Below are 19,932 nucleotides of genomic sequence, written 5' to 3'. Positions count from 1 at the left end.
AGTTGGGCTTTGACGCTATTTGGGTATAAATACAGAAAAAATACAACCTTGCGGATCGGCGTTATCGACGCTAATAAAACCGTTGGCATGTGTCACATAGCGATGAACTAAGTATAAACCAATCCCATGATTGCTGGGGTCTTGTTTGGTGGTAATCCCTTTCTTCCAAATATCATTGATGAACGGTTCTTCTATACCCGTGCCGTTATCGGTGACTTCAATCACAAGATCGTTACCTGCATCGGTAATTAAAACGTCCACTATTTTATTGCTGGTGGGGTTCTTTTGTGTGGCGTCAAAGGCATTATCAATTAAATTCCCTAAGATGGCGCAAAGTTCGGTTTCGTTAATGTCTGATGTGAGCTGATGTAACTGACAGGTGGGATCAAAGCGAAGGAAAATGTTTAGTTCCTTGGCTCGTAAAGATTTTCCTAGCAATAAACCTGCGACTTGTGACAGGTGGATGTTCTGGTGGATGAAATCTAATAATTGTTGTTTGCTGGTATTTTCTTGTGCGATCAATTGTTGTACTTCATCAAAGCTTCCCATTTGAATTAGCCCTGAAATGGTCGCTAATCGATTGGAAAATTCGTGGCGTAACACACGCAAGTTATCGGTGTGTTGCTGAACTTGTGTAAGCTCAGTCGTTAGTGAGTCGATATCGCTTTTTTCACGAAAGCTGATCACCCAGCCGATGAGCTCATTTTGTTTAAATATCGCGACTCGGTTGGCGACTAAACTGTGTCCATTCAGGGTTATTATTTCATCTTTGAGGTTTGTTTCGAGCGGCTGACGGAAAAAGAATTCAGAGTTAGAGACATATTCAATAATTTGGCGAGTTTTAAGGTATTTAAGATCTTTGTTGATATCGAGAAGCTTTTGCGCAGAGGCGTTGATTGCCAAGAAATAGCCTTGACGATCAATCGCAATAATCCCTTCATACACGGCTCTTAAAACCGATTTTTGCAGATTAAGTGCCATCGCGATTTCTTCAGGTTCCATATCGTTCATCTTTTTTCGAATATGGTGAGAAAAACCCCAAGCGGCAATTAACGTGAGTGCAAAGACGCTAAATACTTCAATCAATAAAGGCTTCATATAGATGTCGAGCCATTGATCAAAACGGTTGAGTAAATACCCGACTGATATCACCCCGATAATCTGATTATTTTCGTCTAGGATAGGGGCTTTGCCTCGAATACCATAACCTAAACTGCCTTCTCTTAAGGTGATATATGATTCGCCTCGTTCCAACACACCCGCATTATCACCACCTTGCATGGGTAGGCCAACGCGTTCTTGCACTGGATGAGTCAGGCGTATGCCATTTTCATCCCCGGCGACGATAAAGCTAGCATCGGATATTTTTGATAGTCGTTCTAAATGAACCTTTAAAGCTTGTGTGTCTTTTTGTTTGACGAGTTTGATCAATATAGGATCGATCGCAATTTCTTTAGCTTGAACCAGTGCGCGAGTGCCCACTTGGTGCTTAATAGATTGATAAAGCGTACTATCGAAATGCCAAACCATGACGGACATTTGTAAAATAAGCAGCCCAAACAGCAATAAAAATATTTTAGTGCGAAAAGTGAATTTTGAAAGAGAAGATAAAGTGCGAGTCATAATGCCTAATCTAAAAAAAGCAGATGGTGAGGTGGTGGAGTTTTGATGTTGATGCACCATTCGATGTGAAAGTGTAATTCAAAATGAAATAAGAGACCGTGATGGGCGTAGGTTTTATTCCCTTAGCGGTTGAGATGATTACGTTATTGGCGAACCCGAATCACTTAGTTTATTAAGCTTAGGGAGTTCGCCGATATCATGCTTAGTCTGCCACCACTTGTTTTTGAGCTATTTTTGCGCGAATAGCACCGATCATTGGCAGTACAATTGATAGGACTGTGACGGCCAATAAAATTTGTGCAATGCCTGAATGAACAAACACGCTTAAATCTTGGTTGGATATACGGTAGCCCTGACGGAATGATTGTTCCATTTGACCACCCACAATTGCCGCTAAAATCATCGGTGATGTTGGAATATTGGCACGTCCCATAATAACGCCAGCAATGCCTAGAATAATTAAGATGTAGAAATCAACCACTGACGCGCTGATCGCATAACACCCGACAAAGGCCAAACCAAGTACGATTGGGTACAAGATCTTGGCTGGAATGGCTAATAAACGCACCAATACACCAGCCAGTGGAATATTTACAATCGCCAAAATAACGTTAGCCACAAACATACTCGCAATTAAACCCCAAGCTGTGTCTGGGTGTTGAGCAAATAATAAGGGCCCAGGCTGAATGCCGAGCATTAACAGGGCGCCCATCATGACCGCTGTAGTGCCAGAGCCGGGAACCCCGAGCGATAACATTGGGATCATCGCACCAATCGATGCCGCATTATTGGCTGACTCGGGAGCCGCTAAACCTTCGATCGCGCCATGCCCAAATTCATCTTTATTTTTAGACAGTTGCTTTTCGTTGTTGTAACACATTAGCGACGCCATAGTGCCGCCAGCACCGGGTAGAGCACCAATGATAAAGCCAACAGGTGCGCTGCGTAGAATTGGCCATTTAGATCGTTTCCAATCTTCTTTGCTGATCCAAATTCGTTTAAATTCAGTTTGTACTTTCTTGCTACCATCGCTTAGTGTTCTGAAGCTTTTAAAAACTTCACCGATGGCGTAAATGCCAATAATCACCACTAAGAAATCAATGCCAGTTTGCAGCTCTAAGTTACCAAACGTAAAGCGCTGTAAGCCAGATTGCGCATCAATCCCCACCGTTGAAATTGCCAGACCAATGGCCATCGACAAAAAGCCTTTCAACATGTTGCCTTTAGACATGGATACCGTCATCGAAAGGGCGGCAACCATCAATAAGAAATATTCAGCAGGGCCAAATTTAATTGCAAAACTGGCAACCGGTTCAGCCAATAAGGTCATTAACACTGCGGCAATGGTGCCACCAATTAACGAGGCAATTGCTGATATGGCTAGGGCGGATTCTGCTCGGCCTTTCATCGCCATTGGGTAGCCATCAAAGGTTGCGGCTAAGGCTGCGCCATCTCCGGGGGTATTGATTAAAATAGAACTACGAGATCCACCAAACATCGCGCCGATATACACGCCTGTCATGGTGATCAATGAGGCAGTTGGACCCATAGCAAAGGTCATTGGTAATAAAATGGCCACACCAGTAGCAGGGCCAAGGCCGGGTAACATACCAATAACGGTACCTAGAATGCCGCCAAGGGTGATCAAAAATAAGTAATAAGGCTGCAGTGCGATACCAAAGCCATTCATTAAACTAGTTAAAACGTCCATGATGATCAGCTCCGTTAATTAAAAAATGGGAAAGGGGGAAGATTGACGGAAAGCAGATTATTAAAGGTAAAGAAGATGCCGCCAGCAAAGATGATGGCTATCATGGCGCCTTTTTTCCAATAAGCCGATCCGCATGTCACCATTAACATGGCAAACATAAAGAAGAATGTACTGATCACATAACCTAAATGTTCAAAGGTTAAGGCGTAGAGAAAACAAATTATACAAGTGATGGCAATTTTTCTACGGTCGCTTTTTCGCTGTGGGCTCTCATTCAGAAGAGCTTTGACTGCCATAATAGAAGGCGTGATACCGCCTTTGATGATCAGCAATACACCGATGAAAATCGAAATCGCTGAAATGGCGAGTGGTAAAAAAATAGCCTCTAGTGGATTACCGAACATAGGTTGAGGCATGTTGTAAGCGTATCCGCCGTAGGTAAGCCCAAAGAGAATACTGAATAGCCCTGTAAGGCCATCCCAATTAGCTTGTTTAGTCGACATATTTACCTACCGATTTATTGACTGATTCATGAAAAGAACAACGCAGTGAAATGAGGCAGAGAAAGCTAAGTCACCATCTCTGCCATTGTTGATTTATCGAGTCGGATATTGAAAGTTATCGACCAAATACATCTTTAATTAATGACTTATATTGTTCATTAGTCGTGGCAAGGAACGTCGTAAAGGCTTCGTTATCTTGGTACGCATTGTCCCAACCATTACGTTTTAAAGCGGCTTTCCATTCAGGTGTTTCGACCATTTTTTGTAGCGTGTCACGCCAGTATTGCACGGCTTCTGCTGGCATATCTTTCGGACCAAATAGGCCACGCCAGTTTTCAAACGTGACATCAATGCCTTCTTCTTTCACGGTTGGGATTTCTGCAATTAAACCAGTACCAATGCGTTTATCCGCCGTTTGTGCAAGTGCACGTAATTTGCCACTTTCGACAATGCCAGCGACATCGCCTAAACCGGTAGAAATAAGGTCAACATGACCACCTAATGCTTGTGCCACTAAGCTGCCATCTTGAAATGAGATGTAGTCGATTTGACGAAGATTCTCTACGCCAGCGGCTTTAGCTACTAATAAAAACTGGATGTGATCCATCGAGCCTGCAGCCGAACCACCACCAATTTTGACGGATTTAGGATCGTTCTTAAGCGCGTCCATGACCTGTTTAATCGAAGTGTATTTTGAGTTTTCTGGCACTACAAAGGCGGCGTAATCGGTAATTAAGCGAGCAAGTGGTGTAGTGTCTTGGTAGCTGTATTGCGTTAAGCCAGTTAAGTTTGTGAGCAAAATAGGCGGAGAATACACCGAGATTAAATCGCCTTTTCCTTTTTGAGTTTGCATGTAAGCCAAGTTCACAGCGCCACCGCCACCAGGGCGATTAACCACCGGCATATTTGAACTCACAAGCCCTGTATCTTTTAAGGTTTTTGCAACGGTGCGGATCGTTAGATCCCAACCACCACCAGCACCTGATGGGGCAACCATGTTGATCGTCTGTGGCGGATAGTCTGCCGCAACAGCCGCATTCATTGAGATAAGTGAAGAGGTCGCTATCACTGCACCAGTGAAGAGTTTTTTTAATTTAATCATCAACTAACATCCTTTTATCGTCCTATTCATACCCTTAAACATGGAGCTTTACTTCAGTTTCATGCTTGGATATCTAATGAGTATCAAGTTCAGGTACGCTCGATCTCGTTTTATTATTTTGCTCAGATTGATTCATTTAAAAATACTCCTACAACGCACACCTAGGTTAATGAGATGTTTAATTGTTGTTAAATGAATGGCTGAGGTAACAAGCATACGCATAGGCAGTAAGGCGGAGTGAGAGCAAGAGCAATTAAACACCACGAATCTATGGAGCTTATGGTTTTTATGGTGTTAATTATTAGGAAGAGTTTTTGTTTGCATGGTTGTTTTAATAGACCATTGACACTAAAAAGATTTTTATTAGGTCTTAGGCTGCATTATCACTTTCACACATACGGTTCCACAAATAGTAAAAAGCCTCTTAAGCACAAAGCTAAGAGGCGAGAAAAAGGCCTAGATTCATATCATTAATAGATCATTATCCACATCATGCCATCAACATCACACCAGATTGCGCTGGTACGGTCAGTTGGTTATTAGACAATAAATCATCGCCACCTAACCATACGTTGTAATCAGCAGTGGGAATTGCCAGATTGATTTCTTGTTCGTTGAGATTAAGTGCAATAATGCCAGCGGGTTTCTCCATGCTGCCACGTAATATCACCAAGGTGGCATCGTTGCATAAAAGCACATGGCTTTCTTGGCCGTGGACGTATTGATGAAAATGCAACATCTTCACTAGGCTATTGTCATGCCAACTGCGCACCCAACGTGGATTTCCTAAAGCATCTACATCATTGCTGGTGTTTAAATCGGTGTAAATAAGCGGTGAACCATCGCAACAACCCAGCAAATAGCAATACACTAAGTGTTCTTGTTGAGGCGTGAACAGTTGATTGCGGAAAATACCATTATTTGGAATATCATGAGTGACGGCAAAAGTGATCGCTCGCTTAGGATCAAGGCATTGCTCATTTTCTTTTAGGGCTAATAAAGTTTGCATGCTATTGCCGTATTTGAAGATCGACAATAAGGCGTGAAACATTGGAAAGTCATAAGCGTCAATTGGGGTATGGTCGATAAATGGTTTTAAGAATACGTCATATTCAGCTTTACCAGCACCACCATCGGTAATGATTTCACCAAACACTTTAACGCCTTCACACAGATCCGCTGTCCATACTTTAGTGAGATGATCTAAGGAAATGTGCTTGGCGGCATCAATGCGAAAACCATTCACGCCAAGTGTTTTCATTGCCTTGATGTAGGCTTTTTGTTGCGAGATGACGTTGTCGGTTGTGGCCAGTGTCGGTAAGCCAGGATCGTCATCCCCACCGCTTAAACGACCAGTTTGAACTTCTTGCGCATCCGTCCAATTTTTTATTGGGAAGGCGGGTTCGAAATCGCTATCGCTAAACAAGGGTTGAGACAAATCGCCAAATAAGGTGAGTGACTGATAGTGATCGCTGCGGGTTTGATATTGCGCCATAATATCGGCATTCGGATAGGTTAAGTCATGTCTTAAGTGTGCTTCATTCGCCATGTGATTGAAGACTACATCTACATATAAGCGAACATTGTGCCGCTGAAGAGCGTGCAGCATATCGATAAAATCCAGCGTATTTCCGAGTGGATTTTCGATCACGCGGTAGTCTTGAGGTTGGTAGCGCATCCACCATTTTTCTTCGTCTGGTGATTTCAGTGGTGGTGAGATTAAAACCGAGTGGTAACCCAGTTGGGCAATTCGTTTGGCTTCACTGGCGACTTTTTGATAAGGCCAATCAAAGGCATGTAAAATCACATCGGCTGAAGGCTCTGCTTGAATAGCAGTGGCTGGTTGAGTGGTGAATACAGACATAATGCCTCTTTGTAAAATAATGGATTAATTGAGAAACAACTAACGCCAGCGAAGGCCGGCGTTAGTATTACTTTAAAGCGAGGGCATTACCACCATGCTTCAGCTTGGATACCAAATGACATTTCAGAAGATTCGTCATTACCAAAACGGTTGTCGTTTTTGAAATCATCTACATAAGAAGCATACACGCGAATTTCTGGTCGAGCCCAGAAGCCAGATCCTGCCGACCATGCTTGTGCTACGGTAAATTTAGCACCTTCATTGTCCGCTCCTTGATTGCCCCACTGATTATCTTCCGTAAAGTAACCGGCTTCAAATTCAGTTTTCATAATCTCAGACCAGTTATAGATTGGGCGTACAACAAGGTTGGCAAAAGTATGGTCGTCTTTGTTGCTGTTATCATAAGAACTTTGTGCGTACATGACTTGGTGGCCAAGGTTCCAGCTTTCACCAATGTTAATCACACCAAAGTTAATCACACGAAAGCCTGTATCACCATCAGAAATCGCGGGTACCCAGCTCCCTGAACCTAGTCCGGCCATCGCACTTGCTGCACCTTCAGTACCAAATTGGAATACGGTTTTGTTGAAGCCGCCGTAAAAGTTTCCTTGAGTTATCACGGCTGTCGCCATTACGCTATCTTTGGTATCTAGATTGTTGGCTTCTTGCTCGTCAGATTCGTTAACCATGTAGTAGTTAACGCCTAATTCTAATGATGCATCCGCCCAAAGTGGAATGCCTGCATAGCGGACATCAAAGTTATTAACGTTTATGTTTGGGTTGCTTGCATTGATGTCTGCACCTAGCGAATCGTCACGCATAAAAGCAACGGATAATTTACCTGGGCCAATGGTGACATTTTCTAAACCACCGCCAGCACCACCAGATGTATTCCAGTAATAAAAGTCAGTAATGTGAATATCTTGTCGTTGGTAGTAACGCTTACCTGCCCACAAAACCGCATCTTGGTCGAAAGAAAATAAGCCCTTCGCTTGGACGTTTAATTGAGCCAGTGTGATGTCATTTCCATTGTCATCATCACGTACCGACTCCCAGCCGTTTGAACCATCTGAGCCATACGCAACCATTGAATTTACAGTGAATTCTGTGGTTTCTCCCGCTTTAATCGGTTTGGTGTTTAATCCAATCTCGCCGTATACATCGTTTTCATTACCTAGACGGCCAACTTTGTTTTTTTCATATGAAGTATTTGCGCCGCCATGAGTACTCACACCAGTACCGGCTCGCATATAACCATTGAAATCGGCTTCTACTGCCATCGCATTTGAAGCCAGTAGAGCAGAGGATACCGCAGCAGCAGTTAAACAGACCTTGAGGGTTTTCATAATTACAATCCTTTATATTGTTTCACATACCCAATCCGCATTTTTATATGCGAAGCCTAGGGATATCGGATCTCTGAACGCTTAGTTTCGCTTTAAGAAGCTTTGCTTTTGGTTTCATCATTCAGTGACGTGATAATCTTGCGATAAACATGGGTAAGCAACATCATCCCAAAAGATGGGCGTAGGGGGAGTAGGAAAGGAGGAGGAGTGTGGTGATCACATTCGGTGAGAATATTAGAAAGTGCTCCCCATTAAAATGGAGTGGATTGGGTCTATTTGAGTGGGAATTGTGAGATTTTTATCACGAAATTAAAGGTTTTGTGATCAAAATTAGATTTTGTATCAATAGGGTTATTTTGTATAAAATTTCGCATTGATTGAGTGGTGGTTTGTTGGGACTAAGCGAAAATTACCAAGGAGATAAGAAAGAACGCCAGTTAACCTCTGATTTCTGTGCCTTGCAGTCACTTGGGTGTATGCCTATTATTTGAATAGACACACCAAATATGCACGTATTCACAATTTTTTATTCTTCATTTCCATTTTAAAAAATAAATAAATCAACTTGTTATGATTTTGTTTAAAAAATGTGATCGCTAAAACTTGACCATTGAGTCAAGAAATCCAATACTTAAGCCAAAGGAAGTGAGCCCATAAAGGCAAAAGTGAGCACAGGAGAAGCAACTTGATTACGTTCTTACTCAATCAAACATTAAAAAGTGAAAGTGATATTTCACCGAATATGACGGTATTAAATTACCTTCGCACCGAATTGCAAAAAACCGGAACTAAAGAAGGTTGTGGTTCAGGTGACTGCGGGGCGTGTACTGTGGTTCTTGGCGAAATTGTCGATGGCAAACTGCAATATCGCAGTGTGAACTCGTGCCTGACATTTGTATCGTCATTACATGGCAAGCAGTTAATCACGGTTGAAGATTTAAAGAATAAACAATCGCTTCACCCTGTGCAGCAAGCTTTGGTTGATTTTCATGGGTCACAATGTGGTTACTGTACGCCGGGCTTTATTATGTCGATGTTTGCCTTAAGCAAGAATAAGCCACAAGCAGATAAAGAAGATGTGTTGGAGTCGTTAGCGGGTAACCTATGTCGTTGTACTGGATACCGCCCAATCATTGATGCGGCGATGTCACTTAGCTCAGACAAGCCTTTACTCGATCAATTTGCGGAACTAGAACAACAAACCATCGCAAAGCTTGAAAAGATAGAAGCTAAATCCGCGCCATTAATTCAAGGTAATTTAACGAGCTTTTCTCCAACTTCTATTGACGAGCTAGCTGATCTTTATGAGCGTCACCCAAAAGCTAAGTTAGTCGCTGGTGGTACGGATCTGGCTTTAGAAGTTACTCAGTTTCATCGTGAAATTGAAACGTTGATTAATGTGACTGGCGTGAAGGATATGAAAATTATCCGTGAAACAGAGCAAGACATGATTATCGGTGCAAACTTGCCGATTAGCGATTGCTACGCTTCACTTGCAAAATATTACCCAGATTTTGGTCACTTGTTGCATCGTTTTGCGTCGCTACAAGTGCGTAACCAAGGCACTATTGGGGGTAATGTTGCCAATGCGTCTCCTATTGGTGATACGCCCCCTCTTCTTATTGCATTGAATGCCCGCTTAATATTGCGAAAAGGGCAACAAAGTCGTGAGATCCCAATTGATGAATACTTCATTAATTACAAGGTAACGGTTCAACAAGAATCGGAATTTATCGAACAGATCATTATTCCAAAACCGAATAATGAACAGCAATTTTTCAGTGCGTATAAATTGTCTAAACGTATTGATGATGACATTTCAGCTGTGTGCGGTGCGTTTAACGTCACCATTGAAAACGATGTGGTTGTTGCAGCTCGAGTCGCATTTGGTGGAATGGCTGCCATTCCTAAGCGTGCGGATTTATGCGAGAAAGCGTTGGTTGGACAAGCCTGGAATAAAGCCAATATTGAAGCAGCGATGGCTCAACTGGATCAAGATTTTGAACCGCTGTCAGATTTTCGTGCCAGTAAAGAATACCGCAGCAAAACCGCTTGTAACATGTTACTTCGCTTTTTCTTAGAGCAACAAACTCAAGCGATGGCAAAGAAAAACACACAACAATTTGAGCAAAACAAAATTGAAACGAGGGTCACGTCTTATGTCTAATCATACTCCAAAATTAAGCTACGACGAGCTGCTCGAACAATATAAGAAAGATTTAAAAACGGGCGTTGGCAAGTCGGTTAAACACGACAGTGCGGATAAACAAGTATCAGGCGAAGCGGTTTATGTCGATGATCGTTTGGAGTTTCCAAACCAACTTCATGTGTATTGCCGTTTAAGTACCGAAGCGCATGCTAAAATCGTCAGTATTGACACTTCTCCATGCTATGAGTTTGATGGTGTAGAAATTGTTATTACCAGTAAAGATGTCCCGGGTGAATTGGATATCGGTGCGGTATTTCCTGGCGACCCATTACTTGCTGATGGTGTTGTTGAATATTATGGTCAGCCCATTATTGCCGTTGCTGCCAAAGATATGGAAACAGCCCGTAAAGCGGCGCTTGCTGCCAATATTGAATTAGAACCGCTACCGGCAATTTTAGACGTCAAAGAAGCACTAGAGAAAAAACACTTTGTGCATCAAAGCCATGTTCAACAACGTGGTGATGTTCAAACCGCGCTTAGTGGTGCTAAACACATGCTTGAAGGTGATCTTCATGTAGGTGGGCAAGAACACTTTTATTTGGAAACTCAAGCCAGTAGTGTTGTGCCAGCTGAAGATGGTGGGGTGATTGTTTATACGTCTACGCAAAACCCGACAGAAATTCAAAAAGTGGTGGCGGAAGTATTAGGCGTTGCCATGCACAAAGTGGTGGTGGACATGCGCCGTATGGGAGGTGGTTTTGGCGGTAAAGAAACTCAAGCCAATGCTCCTGCTTGTATTGCTGCGGTGATTGCAAGCCTAACCAATAAGCCGACCAAAATACGTTTGTGGCGTAATGATGACATGATCATGACTGGTAAACGTCATCCATTTTATAATCAATATAAAGTGGGCTTTGATGATGAAGGACGCATTCATGGCGCGGATCTAACGGTGTCAGGTAACTGTGGTTATTCCATCGACCTTTCGCATTCGATTGTCGACCGCGCAATGTTCCATTCCGATAATGCCTATTACTTAGGTGATTCAAAAGTGACGGGGCATCGTTGTAAAACGAACACCGCTTCTAATACCGCTTATCGTGGTTTTGGTGGCCCTCAAGGCATGATGACGATTGAACATGTGATGGATGAAATTGCTCATTACTTGGGTAAAGACCCACTTGAGATCCGTAAAGCCAATTATTATGGCGAAGAAGGTCGAAATGTTACCCATTACTACCAAACCGTTGAAGATAACTGCATTTTAGACATCACTGAAGAGCTAGAAAAAACCAGTGAATATCAAAAACGTCGTAAAGAAATCGCGGAATTTAATGCCAATAGCCCTATTCTTAAAAAAGGCATTGCATTAACCCCGGTTAAGTTTGGTATTTCCTTTACTGCCACCTTCTTGAACCAAGCGGGCGCATTGATTCATATCTATACGGATGGAAGTATTCACCTTAACCACGGTGGTACGGAAATGGGGCAAGGTTTGAATACCAAAGTGGCGCAAATTGTGGCGCAAGAATTCAGTGTCGATATTGATCAAATCCAGATTACGGCAACCAATACCGATAAAGTGCCGAATACCTCACCAACCGCGGCCTCTTCAGGGACGGACTTGAATGGTAAAGCTGCGCAGAATGCAGCATTAACCATTAAAGCGCGTTTAATCGAATTTGCTTCGCATCATTATAAAGTAACACCTGAAGAAGTGACTTTTAACAATGGTGTGGTGGAAGTGCGTGATCAGTTGATCCCATTTGCTGAATTTGTACAGCAAGCTTATTTTAACCAAGTATCGTTATCGAGCACTGGTTTCTACCGCACACCAAAAATTCATTATGATCATGAAAATGCGCGTGGTCGTCCATTCTACTATTTTGCTTATGGTGCATCATGTTCTGAAGTGATCGTGGATACGTTGACAGGTGAATATAAAATTCTACGTGCTGATATTTTGCATGATGTTGGGGCGTCGTTAAATCCTGCTATTGATATTGGTCAGATTGAAGGTGGCTTTATTCAAGGAGTCGGTTGGCTGACCACAGAAGAATTGGTGTGGAATGAAAAAGGTCGCTTGATGACCAGTGGTCCAGCGAGCTATAAGATCCCGGCGATTGCTGATATGCCTATAGATTTTAGAACCAATATTGTGCAAAACCGTAGCAATCCAGAAGACACTGTTTTCAACTCGAAAGCAGTCGGTGAGCCACCATTTATGCTCGGTATGTCGGTGTGGAGCGCATTAAAAGATGCCGTGCATGCCGTTGCATTAGAAAATGCAAAAGAAGGTGAGCATGTCACGGTTCATCTTGATACACCCGCCACACCAGAGCGTATGTTATGGGCGATGGAAGCCGCCAGAGCAGGGAAGAGTAGCGCTGCTGAAAAAGTAGTAGAGCACTCTGAATCGCACGAATAAGCGCCTTATGTTTCTTGTTACTGAGTCGAGTTCGTGGACATCGTACAGAAAGTTCACGGTACAGTGGCGAGAAATAGCTCAAGTAAGAAGGATGTTATGATGACTAAACATGAAAATGGCCATGCCAATCCGACGAGCCAAGTCTCATGGATTCAGCAACTCGCTTTGCTCGAACAGCAAGGTGAAGAATGCATTTTAGTCACGGTATTAGAGCATAAAGGTTCAGTACCGCGTGATACGGGTACTAAAATGATTGTGACTCGCCGAGAGCTGTATGCAACGATCGGTGGTGGGCATCTAGAGCATCTTGCTACCAAGATGGCGCGTGAAATGTTAATGAGCCTTGGCAGTCATCAAGGTGAAAATAAAACCCACATTGAGCGGTTTAATCTTGGTGCACGTTTAGGGCAATGCTGTGGTGGCATGGCAACATTAAGCTTTGAACCCATCGGTTTTAACCAGCACCACTTAGTATTATTAGGTGCAGGTCATGTTGCTAAGGCCTTAGTGAACATAGTGCAAACCTTGCCATTTAAAATCACCTGGATAGATGAACGCGAAGCAGAATTTCCTGAATATTTAGCGCCTAATGTGCGTAAATTGGTGAGTGATGATCCAGTCGGTGAATTAAAACACATGCCAACAAATAGTTACTATTTAGTGATGACGCATAACCACCAACTTGATTTTGATTTAGCACGTGAAATTCTTGCCCAAGATAGGTTTTGCTATTTTGGCATGATAGGTTCGCAGACCAAGCGTAAGAAATTTGATTTGCGCTTAGCTCACCGGGGATTTGAGCAAGAAGCCATTGAAAAAATGCAGTGCCCAATTGGGGTGGCGATGATAAAAGGCAAACACCCTGCTGAGATTGCCGTATCGGTAGCTGGTGAATTGATCGCCCATTACCAAGGCGAAGCATTAGAACAAAAAAGACCAATGAAAAACCATGAGTTAGCCGGATAAATACACAGCACTCAATACACTCACAAGGAAGCTATATGTCACAGCAAAAAACCGCTTATCGTAGTGCGATCATTCAAATTCTCGCCGATCCAAAAGATGTCGGTATTGACCATGCGTATCGCTATTTTGAAGACGGTTTATTGGTGGTCGAAAACGGTAAAATAGTAGACGTTGGCGATTACATTGAAACCCTTGCCAAGCATAATGATGAAATGAAAATGGTGAACTACCAAGACAAAATCATTACCGCCGGTTTTATTGACACCCATATTCACTATCCACAAACTGGTATGATCGCTTCTTATGGTGAGCAACTACTCGATTGGCTAGAAAACTATACCTTCCCAGAAGAAGAGCGCTTTAAAGATCCTGAATATGCGAAGAAAGTAGCGAAAATCTTTTTAGATGAATTAGCCAGTAACGGTACTACTACGGCATTGGTATTTGGTACGGTGCATAAGCAATCGGTAGATGTGTTCTTTCAAGAAGCTCAGCGTCGTAACCTGCGCATGATTTGCGGCAAAGTATTAATGGACCGAAATGCCCCCGATTACTTAACCGACACACCAGAATGTGGCTATAACGACTCAAAAGAGCTGATTGAAAAATGGCACGATAATGGCCGTTTATCCTATGCAGTGACGCCACGTTTTGCCCCCACCAGTACACCTGAACAGTTGACCATGGTCGGTAAATTGTTACAAGAATACCCAAGCGTATATATGCATACGCATTTATCTGAAAATAAACAAGAAATTGAGTGGGTGAAATCGCTATTTCCAGAACGAGAAGGCTACTTAGATGTTTACGACCATTATGGGCTTTTGCATCAACGTTCGGTATTTGCACATGGTGTTCACCTGTCAGATTGTGAATGCCAACGCTTGTCAGACACCGGTTCTGCGATTGCTTTTTGCCCAACGTCTAACTTATTTTTAGGTTCAGGGTTATTCGATCTATCACGAATTGAAAATTTTGGTATTCGTGTCGGGATGGGGACTGATGTTGGTGCAGGTACCAGTTTTTCATTAATGCAAACCATGAGTGAAGCTTACAAAATCATGCAGCTTCAACAACAGAAACTGCACCCTATTAAATCGCTTTATCAAGCCACACTAGGTGGGGCGAAAGCTTTATACTTAGACGACAAAATTGGCAGCCTAGAAGTCGGTAAAGAAGCCGATTTCGTCGTGCTAGAACCGAATGCCACAACGTTAATGAAATTCAGAATGCAACAAGCCAAAACCTTGGAAGAGAAATTGTTTGTGTTGATGAGCTTAGGTGACGATCGCACCGTTCATGCTACTTATGTCTATGGTGATTTAGCCTATAAAAAATAACAGTAAACGTTACCTATTTAATACCTTTTTATACCCTTCTAATTAGAGGCTGTTGCTTCGACTTAGAAGGGTATTTTTGTTTGGAAGAAGCGAGTGTTTTCCTAGGTTATCGTTTGCGTTGTGCTGATTCTCAAAATTGACTAAAGTTTCGATTGCACTTACGGCAATTGACAGTAAGGTTAGCCAATTAATTACAGTAGCCATATAAAAACAAAAGGCAGTATTCATGAGTTCTACATTACCGAAAGTTATTTTACATGAGCATATTGAAGGCTCAGTAACCCCAGAGACCGCTCTTGTTTTAGCACAAAAACATAATGTTTCATTGCCTGATGATTTTTTATACGCTGAAGGTCAATACGATAAATCGGCCTTTCCAAATGGGCGTTATCAATACGATGAAACCGATTTTGGTGCATTCGTCACCGCGTATGATGTAGTTGCTGATTTAGTTCGCGATGCTGATGATTATTATTTGATCATGAAAGACTATCTATCTCGTAATGCTCAGCAAGGGATGATTTATTGTGAAATGATCACATCGGCATTTCATCTTTGTTATCAAGAAGATCAACAAGGTAATGTGTCTCTTGATGCTGAAAAATACGATCAATTCATGGCTGCGATTGAACGTGCTATTACTGAAGTGAAAGAAGAGTTTGGTACTGAAACACGCTTACAAGCATGTGGTGTACGTCATTTAAGCTTGGAACATTTTAATTTAAGCGTTGATTTTATTGCGAAGTACCCACGTAAATCGGTAGCAGGTTTTAATATTGCCGGGAACGAAATGGCCGGCGAGTTTGCCGATTTTATTTATGCTCACGAGTTAGTGGATAACATTCCTTTACCTAAGTCTTATCATGCCGGTGAGATCCGTGGGCCGGAAAGCATTCGTGATGCATTAACCTTCGGTGCCAAACGAATTGGCCACGGCATTGCAGCAATCAAAGATGACGAGCTTATTGACACCTTAATTCGTGATCAAATCACACTGGAAGTCGCACCAACCAGTAACCGCATTCTTGTGACTGAATTTGAACAAAAGCTAGATAACCACCCATTACGCCGTTTGTATGAAAAAGGGGTCCGTCTTTCAATCAATACGGATGATGCTGGATTATTTGGCACCGATGTTGAAAAGGAATACCACATCGCAGAGACCGTGTTTGGCTTTAATCGTGTGGAACTGCTGGATGTGACCTTATGTGCATTGGAAGCGGCATTTGTTGAAGATGAGTTGAAACAAAACTTAATTGCACAAGTGTACCAAACGTTCAGCGAGCAAGACTGGCGCGATCTAGAAATACATTGTGCTAATTTAGAAGAAGGGGCATTGAAAAAGCGCTTGTCTTCACGTTTAGTTCATCGTGATTAAACGTTTAAAATTGAATCTATCTGAATGAAAAATAAAGCCTGTCATACATTGAAGAGTATGACAGGCTTTAATGATGACTATTATTTCGACGTAAACGTTAACAACTTAAGCGGTAGCTGATTTTGCTTGTTTAGAGTTACTTGAGAATACCAAGACATCGAAATCTCTGAGTAGATATAAAGCGAAACAAGCCGCTAACATCGGCCATGCAGCAAAGAACAATAAGTTGCTAAACGGGTCGAGATACTTTGCAAATGCTGAAAGTGTTGAACCTGCATGCAATACTAACACGGCTAAATAAGTGACATTTTTCCATAATCCAAGGGCAAAAGCGGCAACAAAGCCAACCTGCGCAATTCCCATTGCGGTTGCAATGCTGCTTGATAAATCAATACCGTAAAACGCCGAAAACACTTTTGTTGTGTGCTCAGGTGCAACAATTTTATCAAAAGCCCACACCATAAAGACCAATGCGATCGCGACTCTTAGTGCCAATAAGCTAAAAGCTAGCTTCTTTTCCAGTGATGAAGTTTGTGTTGTACTCATTTTATCTTCCTTAACAGTATTTGATTAACAGACATGACCGTAGTGCTTTGTTTTTTATTTCATTACTATGGAAAAAATGGACAATTATTTAATTTCGGGGCCTTCCTGCCTAATTTCTTAACCATTTATGGAGCTGCGCAATGATCATACCAAGCCTTTGGGTTTGAGGCTTATGGCGTTTGCTGATGCAATATAAGGTTTCGGTGACTTGTTTTGTGGGCTGGTGAACCGTGATGTCATCGAGCTGGTAGAAGCTATCGACAGCGCTTTTAGGTAGTACCGTAAACCCGATACCTTTTGCGACAGGTAAAAGAATTTGGCTAAGTTGATTGATGTAACAGACTGTTTTGATTTTATCTGTTTCAAGATCTTGCCAGTTTGGATCACCACAACGGTTCAAGTATAAAGAAAGATAATGATTGGCATCTGGGTGCCTTACCATTCCTAGAGATTGCAGTTGTTCAATGGTGATATGTGTGTTGCTAAATGCTTTTGGTAACACTAAACACAATGACTCTGCACCTAAAGTTTCTATTTCAAAAAAACTTTCTTGTGGTTTATGAGTCACGATACCTAAATCTAGGTTTCCTTGTTGTACGTCATGCAATATTTTTTGATTAGGGGCGACTTCTACGTTTATAACCAGTTTTGGATTCTGTTTTTGAAGTTCGAGCAACTTAGGAAACAACGATAATGCCAATGAACCCGAACAAGACAGTTTAATGCAGCCTTGATATGGGTCATCGATATTCAGTGAGTCAAGTAGGTCTTTTTCATTTTTTAATAACTGCTGCGCATAGGCATAAACGTGTTGGCCTTGCTCGGTTAGTTCAAAGGTTTTGTTGTGGCGAATTAATAGATCATAACCACAAGCGGCTTCGAGCTTTTGTATATGTTGGCTCACGCCCGGTTGAGTCATGAATAACTTATCACTTGTTTTTGTGAAATGTCCGACGTCTACCAAGGTTTTAAAAGTGTGTAGCCAAACAGGGTTCAACATAGCGTTACTCATATTGATAACAAATAATTATTAAAATGAGAATAATTGATAATTTTTAAAAGTAAAGCGATGGGAATAGTATTTACCTCATGCAATTACGCACAAAAACATGAGGCAATACACATGGAAAATAAAACATACCCAAGAACCTTTTCTCATATTGGTATTTCAGTGCCTGATTTAGAAGCGGCAGTGAAATTTTATACAGAAGTATTGGGTTGGTATTTGATCATGGAACCAACGGATGTGGTTGAAGATGATTCACCGATTGGGGAAATGTGTACTGATGTATTCGGCGCAGGTTGGGAGCGTTTTCGTATCGCCCACATGTCGACGGGTGACCGTGTCGGCGTTGAACTGTTTGAATTTAAAAACCAAGAAAACCCAGAAGATAACTTTGAATATTGGAAAACGGGTGTATTTCATTTCTGCGTACAAGACCCAGATGTTGAAGGTTTAGCTGAAAGAATCGTTGCTGCTGGTGGTAAAAAACGTATGAAAGCGCCACGTTATTACTATCCGGGTGAAAAACCGTACCGCATGATCTACATGGAAGACCCATTCGGCAATATTCTTGAAATTTACAGCCACAGTTATGAGCTACATTATGCGAGTGGCGCATATAATTAACCTCATATACGGGTAACTAAGCTCATACTTGGGAAAGTAAGCAATAAAAAAAACCGCCTTGGGGAGTTAATCATCAAGGCGGTCAGTTTAATCGTAAATCAAGGTTTTACGCTAATGCTTATTTTTTCGCGTTAGTGGTTAATTCTAGCTTAGAAAAAGACACACTGTTGTAATCACCATTCTTCATATCTTCAGCAAAGTCGCCAGTACCTGCACAACCTGGAGACCAGAATCCATCATCATCTTTCACGCTACATTGACCGTAAGCGCCAGCTTTGAAATAGAATGAATCTTTAGCATAACCTTGTGGGTTGTCTTTTGAATCCACTTTTCCATGTGCATCAAGGTTCTTAGAAAGATCGATTTTGTATTCAACCTTGTCATGCTTAGCGGTCGTGAAAGTTAAGTGCATGATGTTACCTTGAACATCAATGGTGTAGCTAAATTCTTCACCTAGAGCAAGACCTGCATCTTTTGGATCGGCTTTGTTTTCCCATGTATTGCCCCACACAGGGTAAGCAATATCGGTGCGGTTTGGATCGTTTTTCTCTAGGTTACGTTCATAGTTCCAAAATACAGAACCGTTTTCATGTCCCGGCCATTTTTTGTAGAAAATTTTCAGCGGTTCATTACCGTAGCCAAAACCAGTTTTAGCGTCGATTTGCTTTGGATCTTTATTGGCATGAATTTGACCGACAACCACTGAGTAAGCTGGGTATTTATCTGGTTGATTCGCATGGGTTGCGACGTGGTTTACTTTTAATGTTGCTTCAAGTTTGCCGCCAATTGCGCCATATTGATCAGCATCTGGATGAGCGGTCAACGCAAAGTTATTGGCTGGTGCTTTTACATCAATCGTAAGGTCTGTACCACGGAGCATTTGGCGTAGCTCAGAACGTGCGTTGGATGAACCTGATGTCGTAATAGCTTTGTTTTGGACTTGGAAAACCATGTTGCCATCTTTATCTAAAAAGAAGTAGTCAGGGTTTGAATAGCTAAACATAGCTACACCTTCAATTTCATCGATTTTACCGTTTTGATCTCTGTCTTCTGGTACGGTAATTTTCCAATTCATCATGTTGAATTTGTCAGCTGGAACGGAGAGTGGACCTTGTTCATGAGCCATTGAATTAGCAGAGAAACCCAGTATTACTGACATGCAGAGGAATTTTTTAAACATTTTCAATCCTTGTAAAGTTTTATAATTATCGACTTTTTGTTATCGCTATTGGCATTGTAAAAGTGTTGGACCACATCTTAATTTCATTCAAGGTGAAATTAACAAATCAACATTTACATCTTATAATAATACAAATTAATTGATGGTGAGTTTTATCACATATTGG

General features: G+C 41.9%; 15 protein-coding genes. 6 read left to right on the top strand and 9 right to left on the bottom strand.

All coding sequences use genetic code 11. The features are described 5' to 3' along the window. Positions 1 to 15 precede the first annotated feature (15 nt). From A1QC_RS12285 to lamB, 6 genes are all read right to left on the bottom strand, one after another. Positions 16 to 1,623, bottom strand: coding sequence for an ATP-binding protein (locus A1QC_RS12285; protein WP_026025776.1), 1,608 nt, complete (start codon positions 1,621 to 1,623; stop codon positions 16 to 18). Positions 1,624 to 1,825: 202 nt separating this feature from the next. Continuing rightward, positions 1,826 to 3,334, bottom strand: a complete 1,509-nt coding sequence (locus tag A1QC_RS12280; RefSeq protein WP_017024784.1) for a tripartite tricarboxylate transporter permease — start codon at positions 3,332 to 3,334, stop codon at positions 1,826 to 1,828. A gap of 14 nt (positions 3,335 to 3,348) precedes the next feature. Further along, a complete protein-coding gene (locus A1QC_RS12275; protein ID WP_017024783.1) occupies positions 3,349 to 3,837 on the bottom strand; it encodes a tripartite tricarboxylate transporter TctB family protein in 489 nt (162 codons plus the stop codon). Between the two features lie 115 nt (positions 3,838 to 3,952). Then, on the bottom strand, positions 3,953 to 4,939 hold the full coding sequence (locus A1QC_RS12270; RefSeq protein WP_017024782.1) for a Bug family tripartite tricarboxylate transporter substrate binding protein: 987 nt from the start codon (positions 4,937 to 4,939) through the stop codon (positions 3,953 to 3,955). A gap of 490 nt (positions 4,940 to 5,429) precedes the next feature. Next, the gene (locus tag A1QC_RS12265) at positions 5,430 to 6,803 is read right to left on the bottom strand and encodes an alpha-amylase family glycosyl hydrolase (RefSeq protein ID WP_017024781.1); all 1,374 of its coding nucleotides are present in this window, start codon (positions 6,801 to 6,803) and stop codon (positions 5,430 to 5,432) included. Positions 6,804 to 6,889: 86 nt separating this feature from the next. Then, complete coding sequence (gene lamB, locus A1QC_RS12260; protein ID WP_017024780.1) at positions 6,890 to 8,149, bottom strand: maltoporin LamB; 1,260 nt, start codon at positions 8,147 to 8,149, stop codon at positions 6,890 to 6,892. A 685-nt stretch (positions 8,150 to 8,834) separates the two neighbouring features. Here lamB and xdhA point away from each other — a divergent pair. From xdhA to add, 5 genes are all read left to right on the top strand, one after another. Further along, a complete protein-coding gene (gene xdhA / locus A1QC_RS12255) occupies positions 8,835 to 10,316 on the top strand; it encodes a xanthine dehydrogenase small subunit (RefSeq protein WP_017024779.1) in 1,482 nt (493 codons plus the stop codon). Further along, the gene (gene xdhB, locus A1QC_RS12250) at positions 10,309 to 12,726 is read left to right on the top strand and encodes a xanthine dehydrogenase molybdopterin binding subunit (RefSeq protein ID WP_017024778.1); all 2,418 of its coding nucleotides are present in this window, start codon (positions 10,309 to 10,311) and stop codon (positions 12,724 to 12,726) included. The genes xdhA and xdhB overlap by 8 nt, the downstream gene beginning before the upstream one ends. A gap of 99 nt (positions 12,727 to 12,825) precedes the next feature. Then, entirely contained in the window at positions 12,826 to 13,692 is an 867-nt protein-coding gene (gene xdhC, locus A1QC_RS12245) for a xanthine dehydrogenase accessory protein XdhC (protein WP_017024777.1), read from the top strand. Positions 13,693 to 13,727: 35 nt separating this feature from the next. Continuing rightward, entirely contained in the window at positions 13,728 to 15,032 is a 1,305-nt protein-coding gene (guaD, locus tag A1QC_RS12240; protein WP_017024776.1) for a guanine deaminase, read from the top strand. Between the two features lie 226 nt (positions 15,033 to 15,258). Further along, positions 15,259 to 16,410 (top strand): adenosine deaminase, encoded by a 1,152-nt coding sequence (add, locus tag A1QC_RS12230; protein ID WP_017024775.1) that lies wholly within the window; start codon positions 15,259 to 15,261, stop codon positions 16,408 to 16,410. 105 nt (positions 16,411 to 16,515) lie between these two features. Here the strand turns inward: add and A1QC_RS12225 are convergent, their stop codons facing one another. Beyond that, positions 16,516 to 16,956: a hypothetical protein gene (locus tag A1QC_RS12225; protein WP_017024774.1), complete on the bottom strand. Its 441-nt coding sequence runs from the start codon at positions 16,954 to 16,956 to the stop codon at positions 16,516 to 16,518. Between the two features lie 109 nt (positions 16,957 to 17,065). Further along, complete coding sequence (locus A1QC_RS12220; RefSeq protein WP_017024773.1) at positions 17,066 to 17,956, bottom strand: LysR family transcriptional regulator; 891 nt, start codon at positions 17,954 to 17,956, stop codon at positions 17,066 to 17,068. Positions 17,957 to 18,079: 123 nt separating this feature from the next. On the opposite strand from A1QC_RS12220, the gene A1QC_RS12215 reads away from it, so the two are divergent. Beyond that, on the top strand, positions 18,080 to 18,586 hold the full coding sequence (locus A1QC_RS12215) for a lactoylglutathione lyase family protein (protein ID WP_017024772.1): 507 nt from the start codon (positions 18,080 to 18,082) through the stop codon (positions 18,584 to 18,586). A gap of 118 nt (positions 18,587 to 18,704) precedes the next feature. Here A1QC_RS12215 and A1QC_RS12210 read toward each other — a convergent pair whose 3' ends face one another. Next, positions 18,705 to 19,766 (bottom strand): polysaccharide lyase family 7 protein, encoded by a 1,062-nt coding sequence (locus A1QC_RS12210; protein WP_017024771.1) that lies wholly within the window; start codon positions 19,764 to 19,766, stop codon positions 18,705 to 18,707. Positions 19,767 to 19,932: the final 166 nt, after the last annotated feature.

Origin of the sequence: Vibrio rumoiensis 1S-45, from assembly GCF_000286955.2 — a bacterium.
Classification (GTDB): domain Bacteria; phylum Pseudomonadota; class Gammaproteobacteria; order Enterobacterales; family Vibrionaceae; genus Vibrio; species Vibrio rumoiensis_A.
The sequence above is the reverse complement of the archived record's forward strand: the minus strand, read 5'-3'. Positions and strand labels throughout refer to the sequence as shown.